16 protein-coding genes and 4 tRNA genes are annotated in these 22602 nt (G+C 67.0%); 8 read left to right on the top strand and 12 right to left on the bottom strand.

Annotation, left to right across the window (positions count from 1 at the left end):
* Positions 1-84 precede the first annotated feature (84 nt).
* Positions 85-2061 (bottom strand): ATP-dependent zinc metalloprotease FtsH, encoded by a 1977-nt coding sequence (gene ftsH / locus ACZ5V4_RS00100; protein WP_464316144.1) that lies wholly within the window; start codon positions 2059-2061, stop codon positions 85-87.
* Positions 2062-2176: 115 nt separating this feature from the next.
* Between ftsH and ACZ5V4_RS00095 the strand changes: the two genes are divergently transcribed.
* Positions 2177-2269: transfer RNA gene (locus ACZ5V4_RS00095), tRNA-Sec, on the top strand.
* A 2-nt stretch (positions 2270-2271) separates the two neighbouring features.
* On the opposite strand, the gene argH is transcribed toward ACZ5V4_RS00095, so the two are convergent.
* From argH to dksA, 9 genes are all read right to left on the bottom strand, one after another.
* Positions 2272-3660, bottom strand: a complete 1389-nt coding sequence (gene argH / locus ACZ5V4_RS00090) for an argininosuccinate lyase (protein ID WP_464316143.1) — start codon at positions 3658-3660, stop codon at positions 2272-2274.
* Between the two features lie 119 nt (positions 3661-3779).
* On the bottom strand, positions 3780-4973 hold the full coding sequence (locus ACZ5V4_RS00085; RefSeq protein ID WP_464316142.1) for an argininosuccinate synthase: 1194 nt from the start codon (positions 4971-4973) through the stop codon (positions 3780-3782).
* A gap of 3 nt (positions 4974-4976) precedes the next feature.
* A complete protein-coding gene (argF, locus tag ACZ5V4_RS00080) occupies positions 4977-5915 on the bottom strand; it encodes an ornithine carbamoyltransferase (protein ID WP_464316141.1) in 939 nt (312 codons plus the stop codon).
* Positions 5916-6019: 104 nt separating this feature from the next.
* Positions 6020-6445 carry an rRNA maturation RNase YbeY gene (gene ybeY / locus ACZ5V4_RS00075; RefSeq protein ID WP_464316140.1) on the bottom strand — a complete coding sequence of 142 codons (426 nt, stop codon included), beginning with the start codon at positions 6443-6445 and terminating at the stop codon, positions 6020-6022.
* 214 nt (positions 6446-6659) lie between these two features.
* On the bottom strand, positions 6660-8846 hold the full coding sequence (locus ACZ5V4_RS00070; RefSeq protein WP_464316139.1) for an HD family phosphohydrolase: 2187 nt from the start codon (positions 8844-8846) through the stop codon (positions 6660-6662).
* 70 nt (positions 8847-8916) lie between these two features.
* On the bottom strand, positions 8917-9900 hold the full coding sequence (locus ACZ5V4_RS00065; RefSeq protein WP_464316138.1) for a PhoH family protein: 984 nt from the start codon (positions 9898-9900) through the stop codon (positions 8917-8919).
* 10 nt (positions 9901-9910) lie between these two features.
* Entirely contained in the window at positions 9911-11641 is a 1731-nt protein-coding gene (locus ACZ5V4_RS00060) for a methyl-accepting chemotaxis protein (RefSeq protein WP_464316137.1), read from the bottom strand.
* A 64-nt stretch (positions 11642-11705) separates the two neighbouring features.
* Positions 11706-13178: an NFACT RNA binding domain-containing protein gene (locus ACZ5V4_RS00055; RefSeq protein WP_464316136.1), complete on the bottom strand. Its 1473-nt coding sequence runs from the start codon at positions 13176-13178 to the stop codon at positions 11706-11708.
* Between the two features lie 9 nt (positions 13179-13187).
* Positions 13188-13550, bottom strand: a complete 363-nt coding sequence (dksA, locus tag ACZ5V4_RS00050; protein WP_464316135.1) for an RNA polymerase-binding protein DksA — start codon at positions 13548-13550, stop codon at positions 13188-13190.
* A 216-nt stretch (positions 13551-13766) separates the two neighbouring features.
* Between dksA and ACZ5V4_RS00045 the strand changes: the two genes are divergently transcribed.
* The 6 genes from ACZ5V4_RS00045 (at position 13767) to ACZ5V4_RS00020 (ending at position 17208) form a co-directional block, all read left to right on the top strand.
* A tRNA-Gly gene (locus tag ACZ5V4_RS00045) sits at positions 13767-13841 on the top strand.
* Between the two features lie 96 nt (positions 13842-13937).
* Positions 13938-14012 (top strand) — tRNA-Cys (locus tag ACZ5V4_RS00040).
* 4 nt (positions 14013-14016) lie between these two features.
* Positions 14017-14091: transfer RNA gene (locus ACZ5V4_RS00035), tRNA-Gly, on the top strand.
* A gap of 96 nt (positions 14092-14187) precedes the next feature.
* Complete coding sequence (locus ACZ5V4_RS00030) at positions 14188-14931, top strand: class I SAM-dependent methyltransferase (RefSeq protein WP_464316134.1); 744 nt, start codon at positions 14188-14190, stop codon at positions 14929-14931.
* Complete coding sequence (locus tag ACZ5V4_RS00025) at positions 14924-16648, top strand: YcaO-like family protein (RefSeq protein ID WP_464316133.1); 1725 nt, start codon at positions 14924-14926, stop codon at positions 16646-16648. Before ACZ5V4_RS00030 ends, ACZ5V4_RS00025 begins: the two co-directional genes overlap by 8 nt.
* 242 nt (positions 16649-16890) lie before the next feature.
* A complete protein-coding gene (locus ACZ5V4_RS00020) occupies positions 16891-17208 on the top strand; it encodes a TusE/DsrC/DsvC family sulfur relay protein (protein ID WP_464316132.1) in 318 nt (105 codons plus the stop codon).
* Positions 17209-17329: 121 nt separating this feature from the next.
* Here ACZ5V4_RS00020 and ACZ5V4_RS00015 read toward each other — a convergent pair whose 3' ends face one another.
* Positions 17330-20053, bottom strand: coding sequence for a tetratricopeptide repeat protein (locus ACZ5V4_RS00015; protein ID WP_464316131.1), 2724 nt, complete (start codon positions 20051-20053; stop codon positions 17330-17332).
* 204 nt (positions 20054-20257) lie between these two features.
* Between ACZ5V4_RS00015 and ACZ5V4_RS00010 the strand changes: the two genes are divergently transcribed.
* Positions 20258-20998: a UPF0280 family protein gene (locus tag ACZ5V4_RS00010; protein ID WP_464316130.1), complete on the top strand. Its 741-nt coding sequence runs from the start codon at positions 20258-20260 to the stop codon at positions 20996-20998.
* Positions 20999-21077: 79 nt separating this feature from the next.
* On the opposite strand, the gene dnaA is transcribed toward ACZ5V4_RS00010, so the two are convergent.
* Positions 21078-22418, bottom strand: a complete 1341-nt coding sequence (dnaA, locus tag ACZ5V4_RS00005) for a chromosomal replication initiator protein DnaA (protein ID WP_464316129.1) — start codon at positions 22416-22418, stop codon at positions 21078-21080.
* Positions 22419-22602 lie beyond the last annotated feature (184 nt).

Genomic DNA, 22602 nt, shown 5'->3' with positions numbered 1-22602 from the left:
TCCACGCCGCGCCCCCGGCGGGGGCCTCGCGGCGCGTTTCGCTCGCTTTGCTGGCGTGTTGCGTCTGTTCCAAAGGCGTCTTCTCTAGGAGTCCTTCCCCTCGCCGGAGGGCTTGCCCGGCTCGCCGGTTTCAGCGGCTTCCCCGGACGGGGCCTGGGCGGACGCCTCGGGCGCGGGAGCGCCCTGCTCCGCAGCCGGCTCGGCAGGGGCTTCCGGGGCGGGCTTGGGTTCGCCGGTCTGGGGAGTGTCCATCTTGATCTCCACCGGCGGCAGCTCCTCGCCCTTCATGATCAGGTCGATGTCCGCGCCGCTGATGGTCTCGCGTTCGAGAAGGGCCTTGGCTATGCCGTGCAGGAACTCGATGTTGTCCGTGAGCAGCTGCTTGGCGCGGGCGTGGCAGCCCTCCACGATGGCGCGCACCTCGGCGTCGATCTGGCGGGAGGTGTCCTCGCTGAAGTTCTTGTGGGCCACGAGGTCGCGCCCGAGGAAGATCTCCTCGTCGCGCTCGCCGTAGGACAGGGGCCCGAGCTTCTCGCTCATGCCCCACTTGCAGACCATCTTGCGGGCCATGCCCGTGGCGCGCTCGATGTCGTTGCCCGCGCCGGTGGTCACCTGCCCGAGCACCACTTCCTCGGCCACGCGCCCGCCCATGAACATGGTGATGGTGTTCATGAGGTAGACGCGCGAGTAGGTGTGGCGGTCGTCCTCGGGCAGCTGCATGGTCACGCCCAGGGCGCGCCCGCGCGGGATGATGGAGACCTTGTGCACCGGGTCCGAGCCCTCGATGAGCTTGGCCAGCAGGGCGTGCCCCGCCTCGTGGTAGGCGGTGGTGCGCTTCTCCTCGTCGGAGAGGATGAGGCTCCTGCGCTCCTTGCCCATGAGCACCTTGTCCTTGGCCATCTCGAAGTCTGCCATGACCACGCGGTCGCGGCCGAGCTTGGCCGCGGAGAGCGCGGCCTCGTTCACGAGGTTCTCCAGGTCCGCGCCCGAGAATCCGGGGGTGCCCTTGGCCAGGACCTCCAGGTCGACGGTGCCGTCGATGGGCGTGCGGCGGGTGTGCACCTCGAGGATGCGCTTGCGGCCGCGCACGTCCGGCGTGGGCACCACCACCTGGCGGTCGAAGCGGCCCGGGCGCAGGAGCGCCGGGTCCAGCACGTCGGGGCGGTTGGTGGCCGCGATGAGGATGACGCCCTCGTTGGACTCGAAGCCGTCCATCTCGACGAGCAGCTGGTTCAGGGTCTGCTCGCGCTCGTCGTGGCCGCCGCCGAGGCCCGCGCCGCGCTGGCGGCCCACGGCGTCGATCTCGTCGATGAAGATCAGGCAGGGGGCGTTCTTCTTGCCCTGCACGAACAGGTCGCGCACGCGGGCAGCGCCCACGCCCACGAACATCTCCACGAAGTCCGAGCCGGAGATGGAGAAGAAGGGCACGCCCGCCTCGCCCGCCACGGCCTTGGCCAGGAGCGTCTTGCCCGTGCCGGGCGAGCCCACGAGCAGCACGCCCTTGGGGATGCGCCCGCCCAGGCGGGTGAACTTCTTGGGGTCTGAGAGGAACTGCACGATCTCCGAGAGCTCCTCCTTGGCCTCGTCCACGCCCGCCACGTCCTGGAAGGTGACGCGCTGGGAGTCCTGGCTGACCAGGCGCGCCCGCGAGCGGCCGAAGCTCATGGCCTTGCCCCCGCCTCCCTGCATCTGGCGCATGAAGAATATCCACACGCCGATCAGCAGGAGCATGGGGAACCAGGAGACGAGCACGGAGACGTACCAGGGCGATTCCTCATCGGGCTCGGCGCGAACCTGCACCTTGTTGTCGATGAGGGTCTTGACCATGTTCGGGTCCTGCGGGGAGTAGGTGGAGAAGCGCGCGCCGTCGGTGGTGGTTCCGTCCACGCGGCGGCCCTGGATCTTCACCGTCTCGACCTGCCCGGCCGTGACCTTCTTCAGGAATTCGGAATAGGCGAGCTTGGACGCCTGCTGGGGCTGCTGGTTCAGAAGATTGAAGAGGACGATCATCACCACGCAGATGACCGCCCAGATGCCCAAATTCTTCGTGAAATTATTCAAGTCTTTCCTCCGTGGAGGGGTTGCTCCAAAGGGCTACTTAACACTTCCCATGCCAGCTGTCCATTCACCGGCAGTTGAATTCATCAGCTGTTAAGGTTATATGCCCCCTCCGGCTGGAAGCGTATCGTCACCGGTGTGGCGCACGGTCTTCAAAACCGTTGGGCGGCTCATACCCGCCGGTAGGTTCGACTCCTATACGCTTCCGCCACCTCACAACCCGGCGAGCCAGCCCCGAAGCGCCCCGATCTGCTCCTCCACCCGCGAGGGCGCGGTGCCGCCCGGGGTGTCGCGCCGGTTCATGGCCGTCTCGTACTCGAGCACCCCGGCCACGTCCTCCCCGATCATCCCGGAAAGCGAGCGCAGCTCCTCGAAGCTCAAGTCCTCGAGCCCGCAGCCCTTCTTCTCGGCCAAGGCCACGGCCGAGCCCGCCACATGGTGCGCCTCGCGGAAGGGCACGCCTTTGGCGGCCAGGTAGTCGGCCAGCTCCGTGGCGTTCAGGAAGCCGAGCTTCAGGGCGCGGCGCATCTTGTCCGCCCGGAAGCCCATGACCTTCATCATCTCGGCCATGATGGCCAGCGAGTCGCTCACGGTCCTGTCCGCGTCGAAGAAGGGTTCCTTGTCCTCCTGCATGTCGCGGTTGTAGGCCAGGGGCAGGCCCTTCATGATGGTCATGAGCGTGAAAAGCGCGCCGTAGACCCGGCCGGTCTTGCCGCGCATGAGCTCGGCCACGTCCGGGTTCTTCTTCTGGGGCATGATGGACGAGCCGGTGGCGTAGGCGTCCGGCAGGGCCACGTAGCCGAAATTGGGGTTGGCCCAGATGATGATCTCCTCGCACAGGCGCGAGAGGTGCAGCATCACGGTGCTGGCCACGAAGGAGGCCTCCAGGGCGAAGTCGCGGTCGGAGACTGCGTCCAGGCTGTTGCCGAAGGTGCCGTAGAGGCCGAGTTCCTCGGCCACGGAGGCCGGGTCCAGCTTGAAGGTCGTGCCCGCGAGGGCAGCAGCGCCCAGGGGCGACACCGCGGAACGCTTCAGGGCGTCGCGGCAGCGCTCATGGTCGCGCCGGAACATCCAGGCGTAGGCCAGCAGGTGGTGGCCCAGGCTCACGGGCTGGGCGGGCTGAAGGTGCGTGTAGCCGGGCAGGATGGTCCGGGCGTGCTCCTCGGCGCGCTCCGTGAGCACGCGAACGAGGGCGGCCAGCAGGTCGCTCCAGGCGTCCAGGCGGGCGCTGACGAAGAGCCTGAAGTCCAGGCAGACTTGGTCGTTGCGGGAGCGGCCGGTGTGCAGCTTGCGCCCGGCGTCTCCCACGAGCTCGGTCAGGCGCGCCTCGATGTTCATGTGCACGTCCTCGAGCTCTTCCTTCCAGGTGAAGGAGCCGTCCTCGATTTCCTTGAGTATTATGTCCAGCCCGCCGGTGATCTTCCTGGCGTCCTCGGCCGTGATGATGCCCTGGCGCGCGAGCATGCGGGCGTGGGCCTTGGACCCGGCGATGTCCTGGGCGAAGAGGGCTTTGTCGTAGCGGACCGAGCCGGTGTAGCGCTCGACGATCTTGGAGGTGGGTTCGGCGAAGCGGCCGCCCCAGGGCTTGGACGAAGTGGACATGGAAGGCCTCCGTTGGCCTGAAGGTGGATCTGTCTGGGCTGCCGGTTGACGGCGCGAAGCGGAAAGCCGGGGTCCGGGGGGAGGCTTCTCCCCCCGGCGGAGTTCGGGGCTGCGCCCCTTTACATCTTCTTGTAGCCGCGCAGGCGCAGGCCCTGGAGCCTGATGAAGCCGGTGGCGTCGGCCTGGTCGTAGACCTTGTCTTCCTCGAAGGTCACCAACTCGGTGTTGTAGAGGCTGAAGGGCGACTTGCGTCCCACGGGCGTGGCCTGACCCTTGTAGAGCTTCACGCGCACGGTGCCTGAGACCCGCTCCTGGCTCTTGTCGATGAGCGCCTGGATGGCCTCGCGCTCGGGGGAGAACCAGAAGCCGTAGTAGACCATCTCGGCGTAGCGCGGGATGAGCGAGTCGCGCAGATGCATGACCTCGCGGTCCATGGTGATGCCTTCCAGGTCGCGGTGGGCGGCGTGGATGATGGTGCAGCCCGGGGTCTCGTAGACGCCGCGCGACTTCATGCCCACGAAGCGGTTCTCGACCATGTCGAGCCGCCCCACCCCGTGCTTGCCGCCCAGCTTGTTCAGCGTGCGGATGATGGCGGCGGGGCTCAGGCGCTCTCCGTTGACCGCCACCGGGTCGCCCTTCTCGAATTCGAGCTCGATGTATTCGGGCGCTTCGGGGGCGTCCTCGGGGCGGGCGCAGAGCAGGTAGCTGTGCGGCCCGGGCTCGTTCCAGGGCTCTTCCAGTTCGCCGCCCTCGAAGGAGAGGTGCATGAGGTTGCGGTCGCAGCTGTAGGGTTTTTCCTTGGTCACGGGCACGGGGATGCCGTTCTCCTGGGCGAAGGCCACCAGGTCGGCGCGGCCCTTGAAGTCCCACTCGCGCCAGGGGGCGATGGTCTTCAGCTGCGGGGCAAGGGCCATGGCGGTGAGCTCGAAGCGCACCTGGTCGTTGCCCTTGCCTGTGGCGCCGTGGGACACGGCCTGGGCGCCCTCCTTCAGGGCGATCTCCACCATGCGCTTGGCGATGAGCGGCCGGGCGATGGAGGTGCCCAGCAGGTAGCGGCCCTCGTACACGGCCCCGGCGCGCAGCACGGGGAAGACGAAATCGGCGGCGAACTCCTCGCGCAGGTCATCGATGTAGGCCTTGGTGGCCCCGGTGTTGAGGGCCTTTTCCTCCAGGCCGTCCAGTTCCTCTTCCTGGCCCAGGTCGGCGGTCATGGTGATGACCTCGCAATCGTAGGTCTTCTTGATCCACTTGAGGATGACCGAGGTGTCCAGGCCGCCGGAATAGGCCAGGACGACTTTCTGTATGTTCTTCATCGGTTAGATCTCCGCGAGGGTGTAGGGAACGGTGTCGTATTGTTCGGTGTAGACCCACTCCAGGATGGCCTTCTGGATGTGCAGGCGGTTCTCGGCCTGGTCCCAGACGATGGAGGCGGGCGACTCGAAGACTTCGGCGGTGACTTCCTCGCCCTGGTGCGCGGGCAGGCAGTGCATGAACTTGGCCCCGGGCGCGGCCAGGGACATGGCCTTGGCGTCCACCACGTAGGAGGCGAAGACCTTCATGCGCTCGCTGGCCTCGCCCTCCTGGCCCATGGAGGCCCAGACGTCGGTGTTGATGAAGTGCGCGCCGGTGACGGCCTGGACCGGGTCGCGGGTGAGCGTGACCTTCGCGCCCTTCGCCTTGGCGGCGTCAAGCACCTCGGGCTTGGGGTCGTAGCCCTCGGGGCAGGCCAGGACCAACTCGAAGGGGAAGTACACCGAGGCGTTGATCCAGGACTGGGCCATGTTGTTGCCGTCGCCCACCCAGGCCACCTTGGTCTTCTCCAGGTCGGCGCCCCGCTCCGCCATGGTCATCACGTCGCCCATGACCTGGCAGGGGTGGAAGTCGTCCGAGAGGGCGTTGACGATGGGTATGGTGGACATGGCCCACATGCGGGTGAGCTTGGAGTGCTCGAAGGTGCGCATGACCAGCCCGTCCACGTAGCGCGAGAGCACGCGGATGGTGTCCTCAACGGGCTCGGAGCGGCCGAGCTGGGAGTCGTGCTGGGTCATGTAGATGGTGGACCCGCCCAGGTGGCGCACGGCCATCTCGAAGGAAACGCGGGTGCGCGTGGAGGCCTTCTCGAAGATGAGGGCCACGGTGCGGCCCTCGAGCAGGCCGGAACGGAACCGGGTCTTCTTCATCTCGATGGCCCGGTTGACCACGGCGTGCGCCTCGGCGCGGGTCAGGTCATGGATTTCCAGAAACTTCTTGGGCATGTGAGCCTCCACGTGATCGCTTGGCAAAAAGAAACCGTTTATTCCCTGCCAGAGCGCTTGTAAAGAGGCTCCCGCGCCGTAAAAGCGGCGCGCGTCCCGGGGCGTCAACGAAGGGCCAGCGCCTCCACGGCCATGCCGGTCATGGCGTCCATGGCCGGGCCGTGCTCGTAGCCCGCCAGGTGGAGCACGCCGTGGGCCAGCAGGCGCAGCAGGTGCTCCTCCAGGTCCTGGCCGTGCAGCACGGCCTCGCGGGCCAAGGCGTCCACGGAAAGGGCTATCTCTCCGAGATAATCCGGCCGGGCGGGGTCGTCCGCCGGGAAGGAGAGCACGTTGGTGGGGCCGGGAAGGCCCAGGAATTCCAGGTTCAGGAGGGCTATCTCGGCGTCGTCCACGAAGCGCACCTCGATGGAGGCCCCCTCCACCCCGAGCACGGCCAGCAGGTGCTCCAGAAGCGGTGCGAACTCGCTACGCGAAAGCGGCAGGCGCGGGTCCAGGCGCGCGCCGGGTTCGATCCAGAAATCAGCACTCATGCTTCGCATGCCTCCGCCGTGACCGGCAGCCCCGCCTCGGGCGGGAGTTGTCGCGCTTCGCGAGCGGCGCAACATCAACCCGCGCGAAGGCCGTTTGAGGGCCGGGCCCTAGTGTGGCGTCCATAAAACAAATGACATTCATTTTATGGATAATAATTTGAAATAATTATTTATCTCCTCGAAAAACATGTCCATGTTCTTCAAGGACGCGACACTAGGCCGCCTTTTCGGGCGGCATGGCCTTGTCGCCGTTCTCCTTGGATTTTTCCCGGGAGCGGTCCAGGTTCGGGTATTCGATCCTGTGGTGGAAGATGCCCGCGAGGATGCGGTGGAAGGCTTCCGAAGCCAGGGTCAGGTCTTTCAGCGTCAGCTCCGAGCCGTCCAGTTCGCCCTCGTTGTAGAGCTTGCGCACGATGGACTGGATGTGCCCCTTGATGCGGCTGGGCGTGGGGTCCACCAGGGTGCGGCTGGAGGCCTCGATGGCGTCGGCCAGCATGATGATGCCCGCTTCCTTCGATTGCGGCTTGGGGCCGGGGTAGCGGAACTCCTCCTCGCGCACGGGTTCCTCGCCCTTGGCCTCGGCCTGCTCCTGGGCCTTGTGGTAGAAGTAGGTGATGAGTGTCATGCCGTGGTGCTGGCCGATGAGGCTGGCTATCTCGTCGCCCAGCTTGTGCTCGCGGGCCAGCTCCACGCCCTTCTTCGCGTGGGAGATGAGGATGAGCGCGCTCATGGAGGGGGAGAGCTTGTTGTGCTTGTTCTCCTTCCCGAAGAGGTTCTCGATGAAATACTGCGGGTTCTTCAGCTTGCCGATGTCGTGGTAGAGCGCGGCCACCTTGGCCAGGAGCGCGTTGGCGCCCACGGCGCGAGCGGCGGCCTCCACCATGTTGGCCACTATGAGCGAGTGGTGGTAGGTGCCGGGCGCGGCCACCATGAGCTCCTGCAGGAGCGGCTGCTCCAGGCTCATGAGCTCCATGAGCTTGAAGCGCGAGGTGTAGCCGAAGATGAGCTCCAGCACGGGGCTCAATCCCAGCACCAGGAGCAGCGAGAACACGGCGTTGAAGGCGGCGTGGATGCCGCCGGACAGGTTGAATTCGCCCGTGACGTCCTGCTGGACCATGGCGATGCCCAGCCACGAGACGATGCACAGCGCGGCCAGGGGCAGGATGGAGCGCAAGACGTCCTGGCGCGTCTCGCAGTTGCGGATGATGGCCGCGTACACGAACCCGCCCAGCAGGTAGTAGCTGAAGAGCTGGAGGTTGCCGCCCACCTCGCTGGTCACCAGGTAGGAGATGAGCAGCACCGCGAACGAACAGAGCACCTGGGGCAGGAACATTGCCAGCACCCCGGCCGCGCCCGCGATGGGCAGCCCGAAGGCCACCTGGCTGGATTTCAGGAACACCGGCAGGTGCGCGTCGGACACGCGGGCAAGCTCCACGAACTTGGCCAGGAAGACGAAGAACCCCGTCACCAGGGCCAGCGTCAGCCATTCGCGCCCGCTCACGGCCAGGATGCCCGACTTCTTGCCCTGGGTCAGGTGTAGGAGCACGAAGAACAGGCAGGCCAGGATGAACGTGCCTGGTATCTTGTAGGGCTTGAACGAGCTCACGCGGTGGGCGTAGAGGGTCTGGAGCTTGGTCTGCTGCTCGGGCGAGACCCGCTCGCCCTGGCGCACCACCATCTCGCCCTTGTAGATGTTGGAGTACACCGGCTCCATGGCGCTGACGATCTCGTGCTTGCGCGCCTGGGTGGTCTCCTGGTTGAAGAGCACGTTGGGGCGAAGGAAGGGGCCGACAAGCGTGAACACGGCCTTGCGCGTCTTCAGGTTCCTCTTCAGGTCGCGCCGAAGGAGCTGGTCCAGCTCCTCCTTGAGCATCTCCAGGTCGGTCATGCCCGGGCCGTCGAGGTAGAGCGTCTCCATGCCCGAGGGCAGCTCGCGCAGCAGGATGCCCTGCTTGTAGGACGCGAACACGCCGGGCAGCGGGGCCACGCCCCTGGCGTAGGCCTCCTTGAGCCAGGGCAGGAGCTGCACGACCAGCATGTCCTGGAACTCGGGCATGCGCCAGAGCGCGAAGCTCTCGCGTGAGACCTCCACGTTGAGCTCCTCGGAGAGCGAGGCGCGCAGCTTCTCGGGGTCCTCGTCGGTCCTGCGGGCCTGGGCCAGGACGTCCGTCACCGAGGCCTTGAGCGACTCGTAGGGCGCGGGGCTCAGGTCGAAGACCGGGGGCTGGTTCTCGGCCACCTGGTCGCGCTTGCGCAGGGTGGCCTCGCGGTCCTCGAAGCGCAGGGTCTGGTCGGCGGTGACGTCCTGCGTGGCGATCTCGCCCGCCAGGAACACCTTGACCGGGGATTCGAAATGTACGGCCGAGAGGATGCTCGCGCCGAGGATGACTCCGAGAAACACGCCGAGCCCGGGTGAGAAGGGGCGCGAGGGGGCCGCGGGCTGGCGTGCTCCCGCTGCCTTGGGGGGCTGGTTATTTCTTTTCAGACGGCTCAGTATGCCGCTCATAGGCTTGCACGATCCGCCCCACAAGGGGGTGGCGGATGACGTCCTCCTCGTTGAAATACACGAAAGACAGGCCCTGGACGCCCGTGAGCACGCGCCTAGCCTCCACGAGCCCGGAGGGCGCGCCGCGCGGCAGGTCGATCTGGGTCACGTCGCCGGTCACAACCGCTTTGGACCCGAACCCGAGCCGCGTCAAGAACATCTTCATCTGTTCCGGCGTGGTGTTCTGGGCTTCGTCCAGGATGATGAAGGCGTCGTTCAAGGTCCGGCCGCGCATGAAGGCCAGCGGGGCCACCTCGATGACGCCCTCGGCGAGCATCTCGTTGACGCGCTGGAAGTCCAGCATGTCGTGCAGGGCGTCGTAGAGCGGGCGCAGGTAGGGGTTGACCTTCTCCATCAGGTCGCCGGGCAGGAAGCCCAGCTTCTCGCCCGCCTCCACGGCCGGGCGCGTGAGCACCAGGCGCTTGACCCGCCTGGCCAGCAGATCGGCCACGGCCATGGCCACGGCCAGGTAGGTCTTGCCGGTGCCCGCCGGGCCGACCCCGAAGACGAGATCGTTTGCGCGGATGGCCCCCAGGTAGGAGCGTTGCGTGTGCGAGCGCGGGGAGATGGTCTTCTTGGGAGAGACCACGAAGCTCTGTTCCTCGAAGACCCGTTTCACACCGGTGCCCGGAGAGCGCGCGATGTGCGTGAGCACGGGCTCGATGTCGCGCGGGAGCACGGACAGGCCCTTGCGCAGCATGCCGTAGAGCTGGACCATGGCCTCCGCCACCTGGTCGAGCACTTCCTTCGAGTCGCCGCGCAGGGTGAGCACGGAACCCCGGGAGTCGGCCCGCACGCCCGTCTTTTCCGACACGAAGGCCAGGTTGGCGTTGTGCGGCCCGAAGAGCTCGCGCGCGAGCCCCGAGTCGTCGAATTCAAGCTTTCTTTCGTATCCCGTGCCGTTGCCCATCAAGCCCCGCTCAGTTGATCTTCACGTCCAGGCCCAGAAGCCCGACCACGGCCCCGTCCGGCCCCTCGATGGGGCGGCTGACCGTGATGCAGGGCGCACCTGACGCCGAGGAGACGTACACTTCGGAAATATAAATGTCCTTGGCGCGCATGGCCCCGGTGAACCAGGGGCGCGCGCTCCAGTCCTTGCCGAACCCGGTGCCGTCGTACTGTGCGGCGAACCCGGCCTGGGGGATGTTGCTCACCACCTGGCGGCCCGAGGCGTCGGTGATGTAGGCCAGTTCCAGGAACGGATTCTGGGCCATGGCCCGCTTGAGCTTGCCCTCCATGGCCCCCCGCTCCATGCCCGCCAGTTCGGGCGCGGCGCAGAGCTCCTCGATGAGGTCCTGGAGCGTGCCCTGCCCGAGCAATGTAAACACGCTGTTCAGGTTGGCCAGTGCCCTCACCTGTTCGATCAAGGTGTCCAGACCTTGCTCGCAACGCGTCATGCCGTCAAGCGTGCCCGAGGACGTGTCGCGCACGAGGTTCACGGTGCGCCCGATCTGCGTGCTGGCCGCCGACTGCTGCTCGGCCGCCGTGGCGATGGAGCGCACCTGGTCGGCCGTGGCCTCCACGATGGAGACGATCTCGGAGAGCGCCTCGCCGGACTGCCTGGCCTGGCCCGTGGCCCGCTCCACCTCGCCCGCCGTGTTCTCCATGCCCGAGACCGCGCCGCGCGCCCCGGCCTGGATGGCCTCGATCACGCCGCCCACCTCGCGGGTGGCCTGCATGGTCTTTTCCGCGAGCTTTCTCACCTCGTCGGCCACCACGGCGAAGCCTCGCCCGGCCTCGCCCGCGCGCGCCGCCTCGATGGCCGCGTTCAGGGCCAGGAGGTTGGTCTGGTCCGCGATGTCGGAGATCACCGTCATGATCCTGCCGATGGACTCGGCCCTGCCGCCAAGCTCCTGCACCACTCCCTTGAGCTCCATGGTGCGCGCGTGGGCCCCGGTGATGGAGCCGAGCACCGCCTCCACCACGCCCGCGCCGTGCTCGGCGCGCTCGCGGGCCTTGCCAGCCAGCTCGGCCGCGCCCGAGGCGTTGCGCGCGGCCTCCAGCACGGCCTGGTCCAGCTGCTGCACGGCCTGGGCGGTCTGTTCCACCATGTCGGCCTGCCTGCGGGCGTCGGCCGAGGTCTTGTCCACCTCGGAGGAAAGGTTGGCGGCCACGTCCTGGATCTCGCCCACCACCTTCTTCAAGGTGCCCGAGGCCCCGGCCATGCCCTGGCGGCGGGAGTTCTCGGCGCGCTGGCGGGTCTCGGTGGCCTGGGTCATGGCCAGCCGGCACTGCCTGGCGCTCTCGCCCGCCTTCTGCTCGTGGTCGCGGGCCTCGGAGAAAAGGCCCTGCACGCGGCCCATGAGGGTATTGATCTCGGCGCCGATGCGCCCTATCTCGTCGGCTCCGGCGGCCTCGCAGCGGGCCGCGAGGTCGCCCTCCTCGGCCCTCTTGAGCGCGGCCAGGATGCGCGAGACCCGCCCCGTGACGCCGAGCCCCGTCACGGCCCCGGCGGCCAAGGCCAGGGCCATGGCCCCGATTCCGGTCCAGAGCACGGCGCTTTTCAGCGAGGCGATCTCGCTGGCGAGCGCGGTCGACGAGGTGGCCCCTTCCCGAAGACTCCCAAGGCCGAGCCAGGCCGTCAACCAGACAGCGAGCACGAGCACGACGGAGAACAGAGACAGGGCCTGCATCTTCTGCTTGAGAGACATAACGCAACCTCTTCAAATAGGTTTGGCAGGCAGGGGCGGAGTCTGAAGAGGATGTGCAAAAATGTCAATAGAGGCTCTTCAAGCGCTCTTCCAGTGACCCATCGAGTTCCACCAGCAGGGTGCGCGCCCCCTCCACCCGCACGCGCCCCAGGGCCGCGCCCTTGATGGCGCGCACCTCCCGGGCCAAGGCCAGGAGCACGTCCGCCTTGAGGTCCGCCGCGCGCCAGCTGGCCAGCGCGGCCAGGATCGCGGCCTCGCGCAGGGTGGACTCGGGCACCTCCTGCCCGGGATGGTCGCGTTTGACGATTACGTGAGCGCCCGGCCCGCTCTCGGCGTGCAGCCAGTAGTCGAAGGGGCTGGAGATGGTGGTGAGCAGCTTGTGGTTCGCGGCGCTATTTTTGCCGCGCAGGATGAGAAAGCCGTCCGAGGAGCGGAAGCGGTGCAGGGGCACGTCCCCGGCCGAAGCCTTCGCCCCCCCCGCCCCCTGGGCCTTGCCGGGCTGGCCCGGGGCCTTGCGAGGGGGCAGGAGGCCCTCCTGGGCCTGGGCCTCCAGGCGCTCCACGTGGCCAAGCCCTCTGCGGCCCTTGGCGGCCTTGCGGAAGAAGCGCTCCATGTTTTCGAGCACCGTGAGCGAGGGGTCAAGCGGCACGGCCAGGGGGCCGTGCTCCGGATGGTCAAGCGTGAGCGGCCCGGACTTGCTCCTGGGGTCGAGCCCGGAAAGATTGGCGGCCACGGCTTCGCCGTAGAGCTGCTGGCGGGTAAGGCCCTCCAGGCGCTGGCGGTCCTTGTCCAGGGTGTCCAGGCGCTTGCGCTTGCGGGCCTCGACGCGCGCGGGCTCCTCGCTCGGGGGAGCCAGGGCCTCGAAGAAGGCCGCCCTGGCATACTCGGACGCGGCGGCGAAAACGTGCGGGAATCGCAGGCAGGACCGCCCCGGGGGCCACGGCAGGGGGCCGTCGCGCATGGGGTCGGCCTCGCTCAGGAAAAATCCGTCCGTTCTGCCTTCGAGGAATGCGGCCAAGAGCGGCGCGCGGTCCTCGGACTCGGCCCGGTCCAGGGCCCGGCGCAGGCTGCGCGGGCAAGCCGGGTCGGCAAGGGCTTCCTCCGGGGAGCTCCAGGTCGGAGCGTCCCCGAAGCCCTCCGGCAGCCGCTCCAGGACCACGGGGTCGTCCTCCATGGAAAGAAGGAGCCAGCGCCCCTCGCCCTGGTTCAGCTCCAGGGCCAGGCGCTTGCGCGGCCAGTCGCAGAGTCCGCCCAGCACCTTGCGCCCGCGAAGCCGCTTGCGCAGCCACATGGCCTTGGCCGGGGGCGCGAGGGGGTTGGCGGGCTTGGCGTCGGAGAGAAAGAGAATTCCGCCCTGGGGCTGGACCCGGGCGAGCAGGAAGCGGCAAAGCGAGGGCTGGCCCGGATACGGGCCTACTGGGGGCGTGAACGCCAGGGTCCAGAACCCCGGCGCGGGGGAGAAAACCGTGTCGAAACGGACGCCTTCGAGAGCGTGGGCGAGCTCAGGCCCCAGGTGCCTGAAGAAGGCGGCGTCCATCCGGCCGGGCTACTCGCCCCTGAGGTTTTCGTCGGCCTCCTGGCGGGCCTTGCACTTGATGCACAGCGTGGTCACGGGACGTGCCTTGAGCCGGGCGACGCTTATGTCCTCGCCGCACTCCTCGCAGATGCCGTAGGTGCCGTCCTCGATGCGCTCCAGGGCCTCCTGGATCTTGCGGATGAGCTTGCGCTCGCGGTCGCGCAGACGCAGGGTGAAGGCGCGGTCGGACTCGGCCGTGGCGCGGTCGGCGGGGTCGGCGTAGACCTCCACCGCGTCGGTCATGTCCTCGATGGTCTCCTCGCCTTTCCTGAGGATGTCCTGGAGAGAGTCGTTCAGGTACTGCCGGAAGAAGTCCAGATCTTTCTGTTCCATTGAGAGAGCCTCCGGAGGGGCCGCGACGGCCCTTGGGTCGAAGAAGTGAGTCCACTTAATGGATTTGCTCGCGGAGGTAAAGGGTTTAGCGCATATGCATGCGCATGCGCCGCACTTTTCCATCATTAAGGTATAGGGCAACGGATTCGAGACATTTTTCAGAAAGTCGCTTGACATCCACCCCCCTCCCAATTAAACACGCCTCTCGCGCCACGAGCGGGAGTAACTCAGTGGTAGAGTGCAACCTTGCCAAGGTTGAAGTCGCGGGTTCAAATCCCGTCTCCCGCTCCATCCCCCACCCGGGGGACTTTTTTTTGAAAGTGGCGGTCCGGGAATAAAGTTGACAGTGAGGCGGAACTTCACTAAAGCTGACTTCCCTTTGCGCGAGGCGGCATAGCCAAGTGGTAAGGCAGAGGTCTGCAAAACCTCCATTCTCCGGTTCAAATCCGGATGCCGCCTCCAGATCGCGGGAGTAACTCAGTGGTAGAGTGCAACCTTGCCAAGGTTGAAGTCGCGGGTTCAAATCCCGTCTCCCGCTCCACCAAATCAGGACAGGCCGGACCCCGTAAGGGCCGGCCTTTTTTTTCGCCCTCCTGATCCCGCGCCCCTCCCGGGGCCGAACGAGGAGTTGCCCGCCGTGAACACCGACCCCCGCATCCTTGAGCTGGCCCTGTCGCCGGAAGTCACGCTCGACGACGTTCTCGCGCTTGCCGGATCGCGCCACCCCGTGGCCTTCGAGACAGTCTCGCTCGGGGGCATGGACCTGGACATCCTCCAAATCACCGACCTGCCCGCCTACGTGGACAGGCTCGCCCAGTCCTCCAGGCCGGGCGAGAAGCTCGTGCTGCCCTTCTGGGCCAAGCTCTGGCCCGCCTCGTTTCCGCTGGCCATGCTGCTTTCCAGGCTCACTCCGCAGCCCGGAGGCTCGAGCCTGCTGGAACTGGGCGCGGGCCTGGGCCTGTGCGGGCTCGCCGCGGCCAGGCGCGGATTCCAGGCGCTCGTCACCGACATCGAGCCCGAGGCGCTCTTGTTCATCCGCGCGAGCATCCTGAAAAACGGCCTGGAGGCCCAGGCCCGCCCGGCGCTTTTGGACATCCGCTCGCCCGGCATCGAGGACCGCTTCGAGGTCATCGTGGGCTCCGAGGCCCTCTACCTGCCGGAACTGCACGAGCCCATGGCCAACCTGCTCGTGAACCACCTGGCCGGCGGCCCGGCGGCCCAGGCCCTGTTCTCCTGCGACCACTGCCGCGAGGCCGCGCCTTTCTTCGCCCGTATCCACCAGGACTTCCTCATCCAGCGCACGCAGTCCACCTGCCGCTCGAGCGAGGGGGATTCCAAAACCTGCGTGCTCTACCGCATGCGGAGCCGTACCGATGCGTAAACTGCAAAGCACCCCCAAGGGCTACACCGCCGACTCCGACAAGCTCTGCTCGCCCGAAAGCACCGCCGCCCGGGTCAAGGAGCTCTTCGCCGGCCACGGCGGCATCCTGGCCGAACTGCGCCGCACCGACACAGGGCGGCTCGGCATCCCGGTCTACCTGTCCATCTGCGGCCCCCAGGCCCGGGGCGTCATGCCCACGCGCAAGCAGATGGGCAAGGGCGCGTCCCCGGCCCAGGCCGAGGCCTCGGCGCTCATGGAACTGGCCGAGCGCTTCAGCTACTTCAGCTTCTGGGCCGACGAGTCCAACTTCACCCTGGCCACGTGGTCCGAGGCCCAGGCGCTCTGGCCCGGCAAGGTCATGCCCGTGTCCGAGGTGATCCTGTCCGTGGAGGACTCCCTGGGCGAGGAGGACGCCGTCAGGCTTCTGGACCTGGTGCGCTGGCGCTTCTATCCCGCCACCAGGGTGCTCGACGGCGAGGAGGTCATGGTCCCGCTGGACTGGTTCAAGAAGCTCAACGAATTCAACGGGTCGTCAGCGGGCAACTGCCTGGAGGAGTCCATCCTGCAGGGCGCGTGCGAACTCGTGGAGCGCCACGTGAGCGCCATCGTGGACCGCGACGAGCCCCGCCTGCCCACCATCCGCACGCACGGCGTCGCGGACCCGGTGCTGCGCGGGCTGGTCGAGGCCTTCGAGAAAAACGGCGTGAAGCTCTGGCTCAAGGACTTCAGCCTGGGCATGCCCGTGCCCACCGTGGGCGCGCTGGCATACGACCCGGCCACCCTGGGCGCGAAAAGCGAGATCGTCTTCACCGCCGGCACGGCGAGCTCGCCCGTGAAGGCCGCCGTGCGCGCCGTGACCGAGATCGCCCAACTGGCCGGGGATTTCGAGACCGGCAGCAACTACGAGGCCTCGGGCCTGCGCAAGTTCTTGAGCCTGGGCGAGATTTCCTGGGTGGCGGACGGGCCCGAAACCGCCCTGGAGCGCCTGCCCAGCGTGGAGCAGCAGGACATCCTCTCGGAGCTCTCGGCCCTTGCCGCGGGCCTGAAGGCCAAGGGCTACACGCTCTACACCGTGGAGACCACCCATCACGAGCTTGGCGTGTCCACCAACTACAACGTCGTCCCCGGCTTCAGGTTCCGCGAGCGCACCCCCAGGGCCAGCCTGGGCATGTTCGTGGGCCGGATGCTGGCCGAGGAGTCCCCCGAGGACGAGGCCCGGGCGGGCCTTCGCGTGCTGGAGGAGGTCTGCCCGGGGCAGCCCTACCTGCCCTTCTACCAGGGCCTCCTGGCCCTGCGCGAAGGCGATGAGGAAGCGGCCCTGGAGCGCTTCATCGAGGCCGAGCCCGTACAGGCCGACCAGGAGGACCAGGCCCTGACGGTGTTCTACCGCGCCTACGCGCACACGCGCCTGGACCAGTGGAGCCACGCCGAGCCCCTTCTGGGCAAGGCCATAGCCCTGTGCCCCGAGGTGAAGGAATACTACAACCTGCGCGGCGTGGCCCGGTTCAAGTCCGGAAACTATTCCGACGCGGCCGGGGACTTCGAGGCAGCGCTCGTTCTGGACTCGGGATCGGTGATGGATCTGGCCAACCTGGGCCTTTGCCATAAATTCCTAGGACATGAAGAAGCCGCAATCGAGTTCCTGAGCAAGGCCCTGGAGATGGACCCCGGACTGGACTTCGTGCGGGAGCATCTTTCGCAAATCCTACCGGATTGATCGCGTATCGAAATCAATTGACAACACTCGGAATTGGCACTTAAGAGGTCACGAATTCGGTGGGGACCAAGGTGGGACACTGGAACGCTTGCATTGCGGGAAGGTATCGGGTAGAAGACCCGAGTTCTTACCTGGTGAACCAAAACAGCGGATCGCTGTTAATGGTATAGGAGCCCTCCCAGGAGGGTCCCGGCAATTCTGGAACCGACTGATAGTTCAAGCAACGCCAAGGAGGATGGAGAATGGCCACTGTTGAATTCAAGGGCAAAACCTTCGAGGTCGACGAGGACGGATTCCTGCAGCGCTTTGAAGACTGGAACCCCGACTGGGTCGATTACGTGAAGGAGTCCGAGGGCATCAAGGAACTCTCCGAAGAGCACAACAAGGTGATCGAGTTCCTGCAGGACTACTACAAGAAGAACGGCATCGCCCCCATGGTTCGCATCCTCTCGAAGGTGACCGGCTTCAAGCTGAAGCACATCTACGAGCTGTTCCCCTCCGGCCCCGGCAAGGGAGCTTGTAAGATGGCCGGCCTGCCCAAGCCCACCGGCTGCGTGTAGTCCGCGACGGTCTTACGAATCGCGACGGGGTCCCGAATGGGACCCCGTTTTTTTTGCCCCTCGAAACAGGCTGCCCTGAAAACCGCGCGTGGCGCGCCCCGCGTCGCCGCGAGCCCTTCCCCTACTTCTTGCCCTTGCCCCCTGCCTTGGCGGGCACGCCGGCCCCGGGCAGGGCCTTCACGGCCTTCTTGCCCGAGGATTTCTTGCCGGAGCCCTTGGCGGCAGCCTTTTCCTCCTCTTCCTTGAAGAGCTCGGCGCGGCGCTTCTCGAAGGTCACGGCGGTCTTGATGGCGGCCAGGGCCATGGCCACGATGGAGACGACGATGACCAGCCCCTTCTGCACCTGCCACTTCTGCTCGGAGAGGATTCCCGCCAGCCACGCCTGGCCCGTCTTCTGGGCCAGGAAGATCACCCCGGGCACCGCCACCAGCGACAGGGCGAGCCCCACGAGCTCCAGCCACATGAAGCTCTTGCCCAGAAGCAGCACGAAGAGCGTGGCGTCGCGCACGATGCGCAGCGTCACGAGCCGGGCCTTCAGAAGCGCTATGGCCGCGCTGATCTCCTCGATGTAGTCCTGGGCCTTGCGGAAGTTGGCCGCCACCTGGAGCGAGGTGGTGCGCATCCAGTTGAGCTTGGTGGCGCAGGCGTTGAAGTCCTTGTTGAATTCGCGCAGGAGCTTGCCGAAGGGGAACCAGGCCGCCTCGTGGTGGATGTCCTTCAGTTCCTCGTGGATGTCCTTGAGCCTGACGTTGATGTGCGAGATCTCCTTCTCCACGGTGTTCTGGAGGTCCTTCTGCAGCGAGTCGTACTCCTTCACGAGGCTGTTGAAGCAGGAGTAGTTGTTCACCTTCACCAGTTCCGAGAGCACCTCGGCCCTGGCCAGCCCGTTCTTCAGGAAGGGATGGTCCTCGCGGAACCAGCTCTTGAGGTAGTCCGGCAGGCCCTTCAAGTGCGTGGCCTTCTCGTCGCGCGCGGCCTGGGCCTCGGTCCAGGGCCTCCAGAGGGCCTGGAGGATGTGGATGCGCCCGCGCTCAAGCTCGGGGTCCACGAGGATTCGGTTGAAGATGGCCGGGTTGTCGCGCAGGAGGTCCATGAGCTCCATGAGCCCCTGGTCCGTGAACCCGAGCTTCACCATGCACACGCCCTGGCGGTACACCGGCTCGATCCAGCGCGGACATTCGGACTTGGCCTGCCTGTAGAGCGAGAGCGCCTTCTGGAAGTCTCCCTGCACCTCCAGGGTGCGGCCCTCGAGCAGGAACAGCCAGCCGCGCTGCACGGCCGTGAAGGCGCTACGCGCGGCCTCCTGCCAGAAATAGGCGGCCCTGCTCCAGTCGATCTGCTCCATGGCCATGAAGCCCTGGATGGACCGGGGCTGGAAGCCCCGTCCGAAGGCCGCGATGCCCTGGGCGATCTCGCGCTCGAAGGCGTCCGAGTCGCCAAGGCGCGCCGCCTCCAGGGCCTCCCAAAGGTAGCCGCCCTCGTCCAGGGCGTTCAGCTCCGTGAAACCGGCGGGCAGGTCCTTGCCCTTGCTGCGCCAGATCAGCGGCACGCAGCGCAGTTGGAAGGGGAACCCGGCCTCGAACACTGCCCGCACGATGAGCCCGGCCGCGCCCCCAGCGGATATAAACTGCGCGAGCGCACCGGGTTTGGCCCCGGCCAGGGCGTGGCCGAGCTCCATCCCGGCCTGCTCCAACTGGGTCATGTCCACCATGCCCAACTGGTCCCAGACCTTTTCGTCGCGCTCCTTGAGGGACTTGGACGGGCAGTCCGCCGGGAGGTGCCCGGCCAGGCCGCAATAGAAGCACGGCGGGTTGGCCCCGGCCACCAGGCTCGCGGGCAGCTTGAAGGGCACCTCGCCCTGAACCTCGCCCTGGGATTCCTCCTGCGACAGCGAGATGTGGCACCAGTCGTCGATGGTCAGGGCCCCGGAGGAGCGGCGCACGTCGTTGATGCGGAAGCCCTGGCCCAGGTAGAGCGCGGACTTGAAGCTCATGTGCGGGTAGTCCGGGGTGATCTGGCGCCAATCCAGGTTCACGCGCTTGGGCAGGTCCTTGTTCAGGTGGTGGCCTTTCTTGAGCACGCTGGCCATGACGCAGGGCCAGTACTTCTTCCCGGAATCGGAACTCTTGACGTTGCCCTCCACCTTGAGCAACTCGCGGGTGATGTTGCGGAAGGAGCGGATGTTGTCCACGCCGAAGATGAGGAAGCCCTCGTGGGAGAGGTACTTCACCGCCAGGCGCTCCAGGAGCGTCTGCATCTCGGAGAAGATGGCGCGCCACCCCTCGGCGGCGTTCTTGTCCAGGGGGTCGCCCAGGGGACGGATCATGAAGTACCAGCCCAGGGGGGAATCCTGGGCCAGGGTGGCGTCGATGGCCAGCGCGCCGAAGCCCGCGTTGGCCAGCCCCGGCATGGGCTTGGCCGGCTTTATCGAGAGCCCGGGCAGCTGGCCCACCATGTTGGAGAACTGCGGGTGGACCAGCACCTCCAGGTCCTGGGAGGCCCCTGCCTCCTGGTTCTGGAACTCCTCCGCGCAGGTGAAGGAGACCTCGTACTTGTAGCCGATCAAGAGGGACGCGGGGAAGGCTTGGATGAAAAGCGGCAACCGGTTCACGCGCGAGTAGCTGGAGAGCCGCCCCAGGGCCTTGAAGGCCTCGTCGCCGAAGAAGAACCAGAGGGCGGTGTTGCCCTCCTGGGCCTGCTGGAAGCCGCCGAACTCGGCGAATATCTGGCTGAGCACGGGCGAGAGCTGCCCCTCCCAGACGAGCCACATCCCCACGCCCGAAGCCACGAGCTTGGGCTGCTGGATTGCGGGCATCCGCTCAACGAGCATGGACAGCCTGTACATGCGTCTCCTCTCGAACGCGCGCGGCTGGCGCGCTGGTTTCCCCGGCAAGGCTCACATCGGCGCGGGCGGCGATTCCTTTAGGTTCCGGGCGTACGATAGCGCTTCCGGGCGGGCGCGAAAAGCGCGAGTTGGCCGGGCGCGACGCAAAGGTGGACAAGCGCGCCCCCGGGCGGCTACCTAGCCACGAAAAAACGGGATGAACGCATGATCCATTCGAGCCCAGACCGGGCCTACAGGGCCCTGCCGGACCCGGCCCCGGGCGAGGTCCGCTTCCGCGTGGTCATCGAGGAGTCCGACCTTCTGGTGAGCGCCGCGAGCGACCTTTCCGAAGACGTGTTCGCCTTTCTGGGCGAGATTCGCGGGGCGCTCAAGACCTACATTCTGCTCAAGCCGGATTTCACGTCCTCGCTCACCCCCCTGCCCCAGGACCCGGCGGCCCCGGAGGTCGCTCAACGGATGCTCGAGGCTGCGGCGGCCTGCGGAGTCGGGCCCATGGCCGCCGTGGCCGGGACCATCGCCCAGGCCGTGGCGGACAGGTTCGCGCCCATATCCCCGGACATCCTGGTGGAGAACGGCGGGGACCTCTCCATGCACTCCACGCGGGAGCGCACCGTGGCCCTCCTGGCCAAGCCCGTGCAGGGCGCGCGCCTGGCCCTGCGGCTCGCGCCGGAGGAATTTCCGCTGTCGCTTTGCACCTCGTCGGCCACCATCGGGCATTCGCTCTCCTTCGGCGCGGCGGACCTGGTCACGGTGAAGGCCCGGAGCGGGGCCTTTGCGGACGCGGCCGCCACGACGCTCGGCAACCTGGCCAGGAGCGCGGACCACCTGGGGCTGGTGCTCGAGCGCGCCCAGGACCTGGCCCGCGCGGGCCTGCTCGGCGTGTTCGTGCAGGTGGGCGGCAAGATCGGGGTCTGGGGCGACATGGAGCTCGCGGCCCTCGAATAGCCCCGCCCCGCGCGTTTTCGCAAACGAAAAGCCCCGGGCGCACGCGCCCGGGGCTTTTTTCGCGCCTTTGCGCGGGGAATTACTGCGCGATGCGGTCCACTGCCGATTCGATCTGCCTGCCCAGCGGGGTCTGCAGGGAGAGCTGCCTCTCCACGGCCGTGATGCCCTTGACCACCGTGGAGTGGCGGCGGTTGAAGCGGTTCCCGATGTCCTGGAGGGAGAGCTCGGTGTGCTTGCGGGCGAGGAAGAAGGCGGTGTTGCGGGCCACGACGTAGTTGCGCTTGCGGCTTTTGGAAGCCAGGTGCTCGGGCGCGATGTCGTAGACCTTGCAGACGTACTCCACTATCTGCTCCAGGCCCATGGCGGGCTGGTCCAGGTCGTAGTTGCGCAGCACGTCCCAGGCCATGTCCAGGTTGATGGCCCGGCCCAGGATCTTGGCCTTGAGCACCAGGTTCTGCAGCGCCGACTCGAGTTGGCGGATGTCCGTGCGGATGCGCTCGGCCAGGAGCCCGGCCACCTCGCCGGGGATCATCACCTGGTGCATCCTGGCCTTGCTGTTGACGATGTTCAGGCGGGTCTGCAGGTCGGGGTGCTCGATGGTGGCCATGAACCCGGCGCAGAGCCGGGAGGCCAGCTGGCTGTCCAGGCCGGTGAGCTCCTTGGGCAGAAACGAGCTGGTGAACACCACGCGGCAGCCGCGCGACTGGAGCGCGCTCAGGGTGTTCAGCAGTTCGTCCTGAAGCTTCAGCTTGCCCTGGAAGAAGTGGATGTCCTCCAGGATGAGGGTGTCCACGTTCTCGCGGAACTGGGCCTTGAAGCGCTCGACCTCGCGGGTCTTGATGGCCAGGATCAGCCGGGAGGAGAACTCCTCGGCGGTCAGGTAGACCACCTTGGGCCTGGCCCCCTGGCCCGGGGCGAGCAGGTGCTTGCCCATGGCCTGGCTCAGGTGCGTCTTGCCCAGGCCCGGGCCCGCGCTGATGAAGAGCTGGCTGGCGGGCAAGGTCTGCCTGCACATCCCGAGCGAGGCCTCGTAGGCCAGGGCGTTGGAGGGCCCCACCACGAAGTGGTCGAAGGAGAAGCGGAAGAGCTGCCCCCCGGTGTCGTCCGCGCGGCCGCAGGTGGCGGTCCTGGCGTTCTGGGCTTTCCTGGCGGGTTCCGCCGCCGGAGCGGGCGCGGCGGGGACGGGGCCGGACACCACGGTCACGGCGACGGGGCGGCCGGCCGCCTGCGAGGCGGCCTCGGCTATCTGGCCCATGAGCCTTTCCCGGACCCAGGAGGCGACGAACTCGTTGGGGGCGTTGAGTGTGAGGCCGCCATCCCCGGCGGTGGCGGCGAGCGGCTTGATCCAGACCTGGTACAGACCGGGATTCAGGCTGCGTTCGAGGATTTTTTGGATGTTGTTCCAGAGCGGGTTCGTCATGGGCAGTGTGATGCTTCCGGGGGCGTTTTTTCTCAACCCTAGTGAGAGCCTTGAGCAGCGCAGCCGAGCCGGGGGTTTTCCCAAAGCTAACTTCTTGGCATAGCTTGAGAGTTTCTAAAACGACGATCCGGTGTCAACCCGGGACCGGGTGCCGGGAAACGCCGGGGGGGCAAGGGATTCCACC

It is taken from the genome of Fundidesulfovibrio sp. YSD1, assembly GCF_055397115.1.
The sequence above is the reverse complement of the archived record's forward strand: the minus strand, read 5'-3'. Positions and strand labels throughout refer to the sequence as shown.